Genomic DNA, 12,764 nt, shown 5'->3' with positions numbered 1-12,764 from the left:
TGATGTGACGGATTTCGAAACTCGCGTCAGCATGATCGTGTGGCAGCAGGGAAGGGGTCCCGTATGGGGACTCCGAAGGTGCTGCGGAGGGTGAATGATGGCACGTCGCTGCTTTCTCATCACCTCAGGGCGCTGGCTGCAGTAGATCCAGCTGAGATCCTCGTGGTTCTCGGCGCGGGAGCCCACCAAGCGCAATCTCTGATTCCGGAAGGCGTTAAGACGATACTTAACCTCGACCATGCGATGGCAATGGGCCGGTCTCTGCAGACCGGATTGCGGGCAGTTGATCCGCACTCGAACGTTGCCGTAGTGACATTGGTGGACCTGACAGACACTCCAGCGGAGATCTACCCCCGGCTGATAGAGAACGCTACCGACGGTGTGTTAGCACGCTGCACATGGGGCTCGGTTCCGGGCCACCCGGTAATGTTCGGTCGTAATTGGATATCTCGAGCGATCGATGCGTGTGGCGGCGATTCGGGAGCTAAACGATTATTCAGAGAGGCTTCCGATTCTGTCACACTGATCGAAGGCGGAGACCTTCTGACGCCAGGCGCGAACGGACCTTTCGATGTGGATACGCCGGCTCAGGCTGCGGCACGAGGGATTAATCTTCCCGAACGGAACGACGGCCGCCCATAAGCTCTCATTGCTCCGCGCGCCCTGTGTTCCCTCGGATCTGTCTCACAAGCGGATGATCTGAAGAATTGTTTTGCTATCAGCGCGCGAATCCATAGCTTCGTTGATTGATTCGAGTCCGATATGTGAACTGATGAGTTTCTCAATTGGCAGGCGCCCGCCCTTCCTCCATTAGGCAAATCTGTATGTCGCGTGAGGGTACCGCCGAGCCGGTACACCTGCCGGTGATGGACGTCGACTGCGCCACCTTTTGCCGGGGGAGAAATCGAAGACCGGGCATCAGACCTGAGTTCCACAACTTTGGCGCCCCGCAAACCGATGCGGCAGTAGCTCACCCCGCCGGTCGTAGACCACCTCGATCCAGGGAGCGACTTCCCGCATCGCCTCAGCCCGAGTTTGCCAGACTCGCCGCTCGAAGAACTCCGGTTTCAACAACGACCAAAGCGGCTCCGACATTGCGCTATCCCAACACACCCCAGTCCGGCGCGCCGATTGCTTGGGGCCAGCTCGACCGACGCCTGATGCAACTGCGCTGACGTGTACTGCGCTCCTTTGTCGGCATAGAAAGTGACGTCATCTGGAGCCATTTCTCGTAGCTTATGAGCCATCGTCAACGGCCGTTCCACGAGGTCAGAATGCTGTCTGGCAACCATCGTCCGCCCAAACACTCGGCCTGAGCGCCCATCGCGGATGACGCACAAATACACGAACCCATCCCACGTGCGCCAATACGTAATGTCGCTAACCCGCGGGGCATCCAACCCATCACATCCCAGACCCGTTTCACGAGGTCCGGGATGTGATGAGTCACCACTACCGGCAGCGTCGTAGCTGGCTTGAACCTGCGCGGGCTGATCTCTTCGAGGCCCTGCCCACGTAGCGATGTCGTGACCGTCGTCTCATCCACGCACACGTTTTGTCCAGCCAGTTGCGCTGCCGCCTGCGGTGCGGCGTAGACGCCACCAGACTCCGCGTAGACCGCCCCGCCTTGCCTATCAAAGCTCCGTTGCACACTGCCGCGTTTCGCTGGTCCGGCTTGCCGGCGCTTCTTCCACGCGTAGTACCCGGATTTCGTCACCTGAAGGAGTTATGCCATCCGGTGAATCGCGTACCGAGCCTTCCCCCGAATCCATCAGTTCGAATTTCTCTTGTTTTGCGGCTTCGACGCGAGGAAGGCGGCCGCTTTTCCCAGGAACTCGTTGTCCAGTCTCAGATCGAAGTTCTCCCGCCTCAATCGGGGCAGTCCAGCCCGTTCGTCCTCGTTCAACGGGCCCGTGGGGTCACCGTCGACGCGGCGTCGGTTTCTCTCGGGTTTGACCCAGGTGCCCAGGGTCCGTCCCCGTTCATGGTTGATGTTGAGCTAGGCCAGATATCGGATTTGATCTGCTCGGCTTCGGTCGATGGATCGAGGTAGTCAACTCTGAAAGGGGCCTACCAGTTGCCCCTGTACGTTGAGCAATGATTTCTGCGCAGATAGAGATCGCCGTTTCCTCGGGGGTGCAGGTCCCAAGGTCCAGTCCGATAGGAGACGACAGGCGGTCACGCTGTGCCTCGGTGATACCCCGTTCGCGCAACCGCTTATCGCGGTCGGCGTGAGTACGCCGACTGCCCATCACCCCGATGTATCCAGCGTGCGTCTTTAGAGCCTCTTCCAGAACGGGCACGTCGAACTTCGGATCATGGGTGAGGACACAGATGGCCGTTCGACGGTCAACTTGGACCTGGTTGAGGTACCTATGTGGCCACTCCACGACTACATTATCTGCTGCTGGAAACCGTGCAGCCGTTGTGAATATCGGCCGAGCGTCGCACACCGTGACATGATATCCGAGAAACGATCCAAGCTCGGTCAACGCGGCAGCGAAATCGATCGCTCCGAAAATCAGCATGCGTGGTGGCGTTGCAAAAGACTCGACGAAAACCGACACGTCTTCTTTGCGTCGCTCCCCCTCGAAGCCGAGGTGAAGCAGGCTGTTTGCTCCCTGCTCTAGGAGTCCCAATGCGTCTGCCACCACGGCTTCATCCAGAGGCGCGTGTCCGGTTGAGCCGTAGCATTCGCCTCCAACGATCAACACTTGGGACCCAACGTTGGGGCCTACGACAACCGTGGCAACCGCCGCCGGTTCACGTACGTCGACGGCCGCCGCCAGTTTCTCTATCGGGTGCAGGTTGGGATCGATCCTGTGAATGAACACTTCGAGAACGCCTCCGCAGGTGAGCCCAATCTCGAAGGCCTCGTCGTCGCTCACACCGTAGCGGACTACTGCTGGGGTTCCTGTGGCCAGTGCCTCTTGGCAACGAAGATACAAGTCTCCTTCTACGCAACCTCCGGACACACTGCCAACCACTTCTCCCGCGCTGTTGACTGCCATCGCCGCCCCGGGTGCACGTGGTGACGACTTCCAAGTCCGGATGACAGTCGCAACAGCGAACGGCTCCGTCCAAGCACGGATATCGTTCAAGATTTCACGCAATGCGTCACTCCGTTCTACTTTGAAGCATGGAGTTGCTCTGTACCTTGCCAACGTGACCCCACCGGGGTCTGACCATTCACGAGCCTTCTCTGTTCAGCGCGCTTCCTCGGTAGCTGGAGGAACGTGGCTCATGTCCGCAGCATCCGTTTTGTCACGAACACGGAAGTCGTTTGTTTCCAGTATCAATGAGGTCAGCACCCCACCGATCAGCGCCCAGAAGGGAGCGGAGATCTCGAACAAGGTCACACCGCTCATCGCTATAACGAGGGCTACGAACGCGCCGAGTTGGAATCGCTTCTCAGCGAAACTTGATTGGAACGCTGACAATAGCACGCCAATCATGGCGAGGCCGGCCAGCGTAGCGGTCAACTCCGGTGGCAAAGCAGTGACTAGGGCTAAAGCAACGCCTGCGAAGACACCGAAGAGGCAAAAGAGAATGCCATTCAGCACGGAGGCCACGTAGCGTCCGTCCCTATTCTCGCCGGCTTGCTCGGAGGAGCATATTGCGGTCATCGGGCCGGCGATGTTTGCGTTGTGCCCTCCAAAGAGCGGCGCGAGGAGACCGCCGATGCCGCTGATTATGGTCATGGCATTGAACGGCGGGCGGTATCGTTCAGCCATCATCACACCCATCGCCTGGGTGTTCTCCGCACCGATGACCAGGAGCGCCAGTGGCACTCCCACTGCAAGGATCGCTCCGATATTGAACGCCGGGGCTACCAGTTCCGGTGACGTGAGTCCGACGCCGCCTTCAAGAGACCCGTAGGAGCCGGTGACTGCTGCTGCGATACTTCCGAACACCAGAGCCCCCAGCACACCAGGAATCGCTTTGATGAAGCGAGACAGGAGGAAGTAGCCCACGATAGCCGCACCAACAACAATGGGCGCGGTCAGGAGCGAGTCGACGACGGCGGTGCCGAATCGGATGAGGGCCCCAGCTATCATGGCCATCACTATAGGGAAGGGGATCCAAGTAATGACCTTTCGAATGGCACCCGTCAATCCAAGGATAAGGACGATCAGGCCAGCCGCAAGATATGCTCCTATCATTTCTGCGAACGTGTACTCCTGCAACGCCCCGACGACGAGGACCGCTCCCGGAATGCTGTACGCGCCTGTGATCGGCTGTTTGTAGTAAAGGGCCATCACCAGACTGATCAGACCACCGAAAACATAGATCCCGAAGATCCACGATGCGCTCTGGGCAGGTGTGAGACCTCCGTCCTGGGCGCCTTTGATCACGACGAGCGCGGGACCTGTGCAACCGAAGATAGCCGCTACGATGGCAGCACCGAACGTGGCGAGGTTGAGGTGCTTGGGTAAGCTGCGAAGACCGGACCTGAAACCGGGGCCACGCTCGATGAGCCGGTTTCTCGCAACAGACGATGGTGCGTCTTGGTTGTGGGGCGTGGACATGATGTCTCCCTGCTAGACGGTCTCAACGGGTGGATGGCCAGGACTGGCATCACTGCCGGTACCGCCCTTGAGGATATAAGCGCCAGCGACCAACTCCCGGCGAAGAATCTTGCCCACCGGGCTCTTCGGGATCGAGGCAATCACGAGAACACGTTTGGGACGTTTGTACTGGGAGAGGGGGGCCTCGGTGCGAGTCCATTCGAGGATACGTTCAGCAAAGACCTGCGGATCCTCGTTCTCCTCTTCAGGAACGACGAATGCGGTCACCGCCTGTCCCCATTTCTCGTCCTTGAGCCCGACGACCGACACCTCAGCGATGTCGGGGTGGCGACTTAGGATGTCCTCGACTTCAATGGGATGGACGTTCTCTCCCCCGGTGATAATCATGTCGTCGACACGACCGTCCACCCAGAGATCTCCGTCTTCGTCGAAGTGACCGAGGTCGCCTGTGTGGTACCAACGTTCACCGCGTATCGCTTTTGCATTTGCGTCAGGCCGACGCCAATAGCCGGAAAATGCTTCGTCGGAGTCTAATGAAACAACGATCTCGCCAACGACGTCCGTCGGAAGAGGAGTATGCGAAGCTGCAGGCTCTGGGTCAACTACCCGCAGCTGGGACAGCATTCCGGCTCGTCCGGCGCTGCCTGGCTTTCTGGAGGCTTTGTCCTCGACGGCGAAGGTATATATTTCGCTCGACCCGTAGTGGTTGACGAATACCTCGGGCACGATTTCTTTCTCGAGCTTTTGGCACAGAGTCGAGGTCATGGCGGCGCCGGCGAAAGCTAGTTTGCGTACAGTGGAGGCTACGTGCTTCAACTTTCCGGTCTGAGCGAGAGCCCAAAAGGCAGTTGGTACGAGATATAGTGCCGAGATTCGCTCTGCCTCGATCAGTTCGATGGCACGTTCCGGGTCGTACACTGGCATCTCGACGAACTTTCCTCCGACGATGACCATCGACAGGAGGGAGCGCAGACCCATGGTATGGTACATCGGCATAGCTCCCAGCGTGGACTCACCGGACGCGTACTGAGCCTGCATGATGTGAGCAACTGAGGCTGCGAACTCGTTGCGCTGAGTTCGTGGGACGCCTTTCGGTTTGCCTGTGGTCCCTGACGTGTAAAGCATGACACTGGCGTCTGATTCACTCACGTTGATACCGGGAGGTGCAGTGTCGGCCTCTGCCACGGTGGCTTCGAAATCTGCAGCACCCTCGATCGGGCTGGTCCCGGCGTGGAGCATCGTGGCACTAGGAGTAGACTTCTTTAGGGCGTCCTGCGTGATGCCGGAGGCCAGATCGTCGCAGACGATGACAGTTGGTTCGGCATTTTCGAGACAGTAGGCCAACTCTGGTGCCGAGAGCCGGATGTTGAAGGGCGTGGACATTGCGCCCAGCTTTTGCAATGCCAGGTGTGTCGAAGCCATCACCTCGGAGTTGCTCAGAAAGGTCGCAACACGGTCCCCTGGCTTCACCCCCAAGGCGAGCATCGAATTGGCAATTCGATTGGTACGCTCGTCCCACTCGGGATAAGTCATCCGACGAGAACCCGCGAAGGCAATCCGATCGGGGAATCTTTCCGCTGCCCATGTTAGTGTTCGGCCGATCTCCATTGATCATTCCTTTCTCTTGATGCGCTGTACGAGAGCCCGTGCCCGGGCCAATACGAGCCTGGTAGCCATCTTGACTGCGCTTGGGGGAGCGCCGCCTACCTCCGGTTCTTCGCCCCGCGCGGTGGCGTCAAGGGCGGCAGTGAATTGGTTGAACATGTCGTTGCTGACGTCGTCCGCCAACGATCTGCCGAACTGGGCGATCCGACCGGTCATATGCATCTCGGCGTGCGCATTGATGATGCTTCCTTCTCCCGACGGATCGATCTCAAGCTGGACGACACCTTGTACGGTGCCGCCGCTGGGATCGTTCGCCTCAGCGAGAGCGCGTAGCGAATGAGAATCCGGGTCACGCTCAGTAACGTGTATGTCGCCGACGAAGGAGAGCTTGACGGGCCCGAGGGCAACCTGAATGCGCCCCAGATACTTGTCGTCTCCAAAGTCGTCGACCAGCTCTGCTCCGGGTAGGCAACGGGCCATCCGTTCGGTGTCGTCGATTACCACCCAAAGTTCGTCGACACTTGCGGCGACTTCACTCGCGACGTCGATCGTCACGGTTGGCTCACTCTGAGGAACATGAATTTCTTTCGGACCCTCAGCGGCGGCGATTTCATGTCCACCGTCGCCGGCTGAGCCGCCGCCGGTCGACGTGCGCGGCAACAGCGCGGCGTGGCCGCAGTTGCGGGGCCCTGGAATTCCACCGGGGTAGCTTTCGGAGACGTCAGCGACTGCATCCATGATGTGGCGATACCCCGTGCACCGGCATAGCACTCCGGACATTTGGTCGGGCAGATCCTCTGCCGAAATCCCGGGCTTATGCTTGAGTAGGTCATAGGAGCTCATGAGCATTCCAGGCGTGCAAAATCCGCACTGGAGAGCGTGGTGATCCGAAAAGGATGCCTGAAGCGGATGGAGGTCATCAGGCTTCCCCAACCCTTCGACGGTGATAATCTCAGAACCTTCTAGTTGGCAGGCCAGCAGTAGGCACGCGCGGGCAGCGTCACCGTCGACGATCACCGTGCACATACCGCAGACACCGTGTTCGCAGCCGATGTGCGTTCCCGTGAGGCCGAGATGATCGCGCAACGCGTCGGAAAGAGTCACCCGCGGTGCCACTTGGACGGTGGCCGGACGGCCGTTAACCGTAAAGCTTACGGTTACTGCCTCGTCGGCGGCGACCCGCAATGGTACGTCCTCCGCGCGAGGCTTCCGGCTGGGAGCGATCGTGTGTCCTAGGGATGAAGCGATGGATCTGATGGTCATGGCTAGGCACCTTTCAGACTCGACCGATAGGCCCGCGCGAGTTCTCTGGCGGCGAGGACGCGAACGAGCCGTTTTCGGTATGCCGTGGAGCCGTGTGAGTCGCCAGCCGTGGTGACGACGTCTTCGGCCATCGCGTGGGCAGGTTCTTCCAATGCGTTGGTAATTTCCGAGGTGGGAGCGGCTGGGTCGCCCAGGGAGTCGACGGCCCTTTGTAATGCACCGCTCATGTCGCGTAGTTGTGGCTTATCAGAGACTCCAAAAGAGGTTATAGGGGCCTCTACCACTGCGCCAGATGTCGACCGCACGCGCGCAGCAACCCCGGCGATGGCATAGTCCCCATGCCGACGAGCAATCTCGGCAAATCCGTATCCCTCGTCGGACGACGCGATCGGGAACGACACGGATGTGACGATTTCGGTTGGCTCGGTGACCGTGGCCATCGCGCCAGTGAAGAAATCAGCCGCGCTCACCTGTCGCCGGCCGTTGGGACCGGTGACTTCAACCGTGGCATTAAGTGACATGGCCACCGCGGGCATTTCGGCGGAAGGATCTGCGTGGGCAAGACTGCCACACACTGTGCCCCTGCTCCGGATCTCGCGATGGCCGACCCACGGTAGCGCCAGCCCAAGCAAAGGCACCAGCTGTGATGCCTCTCTCTGGACCCGGCGTTGGCGAACTGCTGCCGCCACGCGCAGGCACTGGTCATCCACTGTCATGTGAGTGAGTTCCTCCACTCGGGTAATGTCCACCAAGGTACTTGGGCGGCCCAGCCGCATAGCCAGTACGGGTACCAGGGATTGGCCGCCGGCGATGACCTTGCCGCCACCGTGCTGGGCGGAACCAAGTTCCGTGACGGCGTCCTGCAACCGGGTCGGACGAACGTAGGCGAAGGGTGCGGCCTTCACGTTAGCGGCCCTCGAAGGTGGGAGTGCGCTTTTCGTTGAACGAAGCAACTCCCTCGGCAAAGTCGTGGGTCGAGCGCAGCATCGCGTACGATTTGCGCTCGAGCTCTACGCCGGTAGCCAGTGGGCCGTCGACGCCTCGGTCGAGAACTTCCTTAGCCGTGCGCAGTGCGATTGGTGAGTAACCAAGCAGGGTCTGGACGACCCGTTCCACTTCTTCAGCCAACGCCTCAGCACCTGCCGAGATCGAGGGGGCAAGGCCCCAGTCGAGTGCCTGTTGCGCGTTGATCCGGGCGGCAGTGAGCACGTGGTATTTCGCGCGCGAAAGCCCGACGAGGCGGGCCAAACGCTGGGTGCCGCCGCTTCCTGGCATCATGCCGAGCCGCATCTCCGGTAGTGCAAACTGTGTGCGATCAGTGACCAGCCGAATGTCGGTTGCCAAAGCCAGCTCAAAACCGACGCCGAAACAGTATCCATCCACCGCCGCAATCACTGGTTTGGGAGAACGCGCCGGTGCAGTGATGTCCTGACCAAGATCAGTCAGCTCATAGGGCTCAACTTCTATGAACCCACTAATGTCGCCGCCGGAGGTGAAGTGATCACCCTCCCCACGAATTACTACCACTTGAATCTGCGGATCCGCATTGATTTCCGCGAAACGCTCGCTCATCACGCTGCGCATCTCCATCGTGACGATGTTGTAGCGACCGTGTGAAAGCGTCAAGTTCGCAACGCGTCCGTCGTGGCTGCGGTCCAGTCGAATTTCTCCACCAGTAAGTGCCATGGTCTGTGATTCCTTTTTGTAGTCGGGTTAGCTGTTGGACAAGAGTTCGTGGATGACATTGCCGTGCAAAGGAAGTGAGGTAATTTGCACGCCATGGGGAGCCAGCGCATCCGATACTGCGTTGGCGACTACCGCTGGAAAGCTCATGCTGCTCCCTTCACCCGCGCCCTTTGCGCCAAGTCGACTCAGCGGCGACGGGGTCTCGAAGGTTTCGCTCGTCAACGGGAAGGCGGCCTCTGCCGAGGTAGGGACGAGGTAGTCCATGAAAGTGGAGGTAGGCTGTCCTGACTCGCTGTAGAACATCTCCTCATACATCGCCCCGCCGAGCCCATGCACCATGGCGCCGTGTATCTGACCCTCGAGAAGGACTGGGTTGAGTACGGTGCCGGGGTCGTGAACGGAGAAGACTTTTTCAATTGCGATCTCCAACGTCTCCGGATCGATGCGCACAACGGCTAGCTCGAGGACGAAGCCGTAGCACAGCGAGGAGTTGATTTGGTCTGTTTTTGAGGCCGCAGTTGATTCCGGTGGGGTGAAGGCAGCTTCTGCATTGAGCTGGGCCTCGAAGGTATCAGGAAGCGATCCCGGGTCCCAATGGATGAGGCCGGCAGCATGGCGGAACAGGACGGATCGTTGAGGATCCGCTGTGACTCGTACCTCGCCATCGGCAAGTTCCAGTTCCGTCGGGTCTTCGGCAAGGAGGACGGAGGCCGCCACTTTGATGGTTGCCGCGATTCGGTCGGTCGCTTCTACGAGCGCTGACGTGAGCAGTGGCGAGAATCGCGAGGAGTAGCTGCCGGTCGTGATCGTCCACGGCGTAGTCGCGGTATCCATGTCGATCTTGGGAACCACCTGTTCGACAGATAGACCGAGCTGGTTGGCTACAATCTCGCGCGCGACGGTCGCGTGCCCTTGCCCCTGCGGGACGGTGCCTAGCAGCACCGAAACGACGCCTTGGGGGTCAACGCTGACTCGTACGTGTTCGGTGGAACCAGACTTGTCCCGGCCGCGAACCCGCTCGTCCTGCGGGGTGGCGAGAGCGATGTAACCGATGTTCGTCGCTGAGGGCTCGACGATAGCGGCTATGCCAATGCCCATGATCTCACCGCGTTCCCGCGCTGCTTGCTGTTCGGCCCGCAACTTCTCATATTGAGCGCTCTCAGTGAGCATTGCGAAGGCCTTTTCATAATCGCCCGAGTCGTAAATCCCTCCTGTGGGAGTGGCATAGGGGAACGCTGATGTCGGGATGGCATTGGTTCGCCGGAGTTCCAGGGGGTCTTTGCCTACCGTGACAGCGATTTTGTCCATCAATCGTTCCAGCCCAAAGTAGAGTTGCTGCCCGCCAAATCCACGGTTGAGGCCTGTGGGCACCTTGTTGGTGACGACGGCCCGTGCCCTCATGCGCACAGCGTCAATTCCATAGGGGCCGGTGATGTTGCCGAAACAGCGGTACAGCGTGGCAGGTTCTGGCGGACGGAGGTAAGCGCCGACGTTCTCCTGGAAGTCCACGTCCAACGCCTCAACAGTGCCTGTTGCGGATACAGCAGCCTTGAAACGCATGATTCGATCTGAACCTGCTGAGCTAGAAAGCAGGTGTTCGATACGGTCCTCGGTCCATCGCACCGGTCTGCCAGCATGTCGACTGGCAAGGGCCATGAGGGCGATATAGGGGTAGACCCCGGATTTGATACCGAAGCTTCCACCGTTATCCGCCGGGACGATGATCCGCAGTTGGGCAGTCGAGATTCCGAGTGCGCCGGCCAGAATGGGAACGATGGAGAAGGGGCCGTGGAAGTTCGCATAGGCGGTGATCTGGGGCCCGGTGGATTCATCACGCCATTCGGCGATGACGGAGTAGCATTCCATGGGCGTGGAGGAATAGCGCGGGAACTTGTACTCCTCGCTGACTACGTGTGCGGCGCGGGCAAAGGCGTCATCAACCGAACCGAAAGTGAAGCTCCGGTCGCTGGCGATATTGCTGTCCGCACCTTCGTGAAGGACAGCGCTGTCGGGATTGGCCGCCTTTTTGGTATCAACGACTGCGGGGAGGACATCGTAATCGACTCGAACGAGCTCCGCGGCGTCTTCCGCGGTGTAGCGGTCTGTGGCAACGACAACCGCCACTGGCTCACCGACATAGCGGACTTTATCCGTCCCAGTCGGGTAGTAAGGCATATTCGTGCGTAGAGACAACGGAAAGGGTTTGAGGGTCTCAAGAACCTCTTCTGGTCCGATGACGGCGGCGACGCCCGGATGAGACCTGGCGCGGGTTAGGTCAACTTTCCGGATTTTGGCATGCGCATGAGGACTGCGGACGATCGCGGCGACCAATGTGCCAGGTAGCGGATCGAGATCATCGAGAAACCGGCCTTGCCCGGTCACAAGCGGCGGATCCTCGATTCGTGAGCCGGTTATGCGCCCATCAGATGTCGCGGGGATTTTGGTAAGCGGTTGGGTGACCTGACGGCCCGGGCCCTTGGCGGTCGCGTCCATGCGATCCTCTCCCTATAGTTCCCTATAGTCCGTACCATACCGTCCATATTGGACCGTATGAGCTTGATCATCAGCGTAGGATATGGTTGGGGTCATGTCAACAGATCGGCTAAGCGTTACGTCATACGTTGTTCTGGGGCTCATTGGCTTACGTGGCCCCTCGACGTCCTACGATCTCAAGCGTGCGGTGAGGCATTCGGTCGGGTTCTTCTGGCCCTTTCCCCACGCGCAGTTGTATTCGGAGCCCAAACGCCTATCGGAAATTGGTTTGCTGGACGTCACGACGGAGAAGGGTGGGCGGCGGCGGCAGACCTTCGAGCTTACGGACAACGGTCGAGAAGCTCTGCAGCGTTGGCTCGCCGAGCCAACGACCGAACAGATGCAGGTCCGTGACATCGCTGAATTGAAGCTGTTCTTCGCCGAGCTCACGACGGAGGAAGATGTCCTCGCGCTGGCTCAGGAACAGGTCCTTCAACACAAGAATCGGATTGATACCTACGAATCCATGCAGTCTCGGTTCGCAAGTAACGACGACATCGCGCCCCGGTTGGTCCCACTCCGCCTCGGCTTGGCTATGGAACGCGCTGCCCTACACTTCTGGGCGGACCTCACCGAAGAGATCGAGGATCATATGGGTGCCGCCACCAATGAGAAAGTATGAGAATTGGACTCATTTTCCCATAGCCATCTTTGCGCCCTTTCCTTTCGATGTTGACTGTCAAATTCCCTCTGACGGTCGCTAGGGTGTGTTCCCTACTGTTGGCGTTTCCAGGATTGACCCGGTGGGTTCGTGACGACAAAACAACCACTCCGTGAATTGACTGATGGGCAGTTGGAGACAACGGAACCATTGCTGCCCTCGAACGTCAGCAAAAGAGACCGAACATTTGAGAGTACCCGTCGAATGGTCGAAGGAACCGTCTACCGATACCGGTACGGCATTGCCTGGCGCGACCTGCCACGCGAGCGCTTCGGACCCTGGCAGTCCGTATGGAAACGCCGCCGCCGCTACCCATCGAGCGGCCATTGTGATCAGCGCGATCCTGACATAGATCAGCCAATAAAGGAGACATGCCTTAGACGAATTTCCATGATGCGGTGGGAAGGAGACTTTTCGTGGACACCCTGTCGATGTGGATCGCTCACGCTGTTGCCGCACCGACCTGAATGTTTCGCTTAGTGCGGAAA

At 59.3% G+C, this 12,764-nt stretch carries 10 protein-coding genes; 3 read left to right on the top strand and 7 right to left on the bottom strand.

The window, feature by feature from the left end:
- Window positions 1–39: 39 nt before the first annotated feature.
- On the top strand, window positions 40–642 hold the full coding sequence (locus HK353_RS09510) for a nucleotidyltransferase family protein (protein WP_342589872.1): 603 nt from the start codon (window positions 40–42) through the stop codon (window positions 640–642).
- 1,340 nt (window positions 643–1,982) lie between these two features.
- Here HK353_RS09510 and HK353_RS09505 read toward each other — a convergent pair.
- From HK353_RS09505 to HK353_RS09475, 7 genes are all read right to left on the bottom strand, one after another.
- Window positions 1,983–3,101, bottom strand: a complete 1,119-nt coding sequence (locus HK353_RS09505; RefSeq protein WP_342589882.1) for an XdhC family protein — start codon at window positions 3,099–3,101, stop codon at window positions 1,983–1,985.
- Between the two features lie 105 nt (window positions 3,102–3,206).
- On the bottom strand, window positions 3,207–4,529 hold the full coding sequence (locus tag HK353_RS09500; RefSeq protein ID WP_173155561.1) for a benzoate/H(+) symporter BenE family transporter: 1,323 nt from the start codon (window positions 4,527–4,529) through the stop codon (window positions 3,207–3,209).
- A gap of 12 nt (window positions 4,530–4,541) precedes the next feature.
- Complete coding sequence (locus tag HK353_RS09495; protein WP_173155559.1) at window positions 4,542–6,137, bottom strand: class I adenylate-forming enzyme family protein; 1,596 nt, start codon at window positions 6,135–6,137, stop codon at window positions 4,542–4,544.
- Between the two features lie 3 nt (window positions 6,138–6,140).
- Window positions 6,141–7,397 (bottom strand): xanthine dehydrogenase family Fe-S subunit, encoded by a 1,257-nt coding sequence (locus HK353_RS09490; protein WP_173155555.1) that lies wholly within the window; start codon window positions 7,395–7,397, stop codon window positions 6,141–6,143.
- A 2-nt stretch (window positions 7,398–7,399) separates the two neighbouring features.
- Window positions 7,400–8,302, bottom strand: a complete 903-nt coding sequence (locus HK353_RS09485; RefSeq protein WP_173155552.1) for an FAD binding domain-containing protein — start codon at window positions 8,300–8,302, stop codon at window positions 7,400–7,402.
- Window position 8,303: 1 nt separating this feature from the next.
- Window positions 8,304–9,083, bottom strand: a complete 780-nt coding sequence (locus HK353_RS09480) for an enoyl-CoA hydratase/isomerase family protein (protein ID WP_173155550.1) — start codon at window positions 9,081–9,083, stop codon at window positions 8,304–8,306.
- Window positions 9,084–9,110: 27 nt separating this feature from the next.
- Window positions 9,111–11,576, bottom strand: a complete 2,466-nt coding sequence (locus HK353_RS09475; protein ID WP_173155548.1) for a xanthine dehydrogenase family protein molybdopterin-binding subunit — start codon at window positions 11,574–11,576, stop codon at window positions 9,111–9,113.
- Window positions 11,577–11,670: 94 nt separating this feature from the next.
- Between HK353_RS09475 and HK353_RS09470 the strand changes: the two genes are divergently transcribed.
- Together HK353_RS09470 and HK353_RS17300 are read left to right on the top strand one after the other, a co-directional pair.
- Window positions 11,671–12,237, top strand: a complete 567-nt coding sequence (locus HK353_RS09470) for a PadR family transcriptional regulator (protein WP_173155546.1) — start codon at window positions 11,671–11,673, stop codon at window positions 12,235–12,237.
- Between the two features lie 129 nt (window positions 12,238–12,366).
- Window positions 12,367–12,756: a transposase gene (locus HK353_RS17300; RefSeq protein WP_173155544.1), complete on the top strand. Its 390-nt coding sequence runs from the start codon at window positions 12,367–12,369 to the stop codon at window positions 12,754–12,756.
- Window positions 12,757–12,764 lie beyond the last annotated feature (8 nt).

It is taken from the genome of Brevibacterium permense, from assembly GCF_013280495.1.
In the GTDB taxonomy this organism is placed as follows: domain Bacteria; phylum Actinomycetota; class Actinomycetes; order Actinomycetales; family Brevibacteriaceae; genus Brevibacterium; species Brevibacterium permense.
The sequence above is the reverse complement of the archived record's forward strand: the minus strand, read 5'-3'. Positions and strand labels throughout refer to the sequence as shown.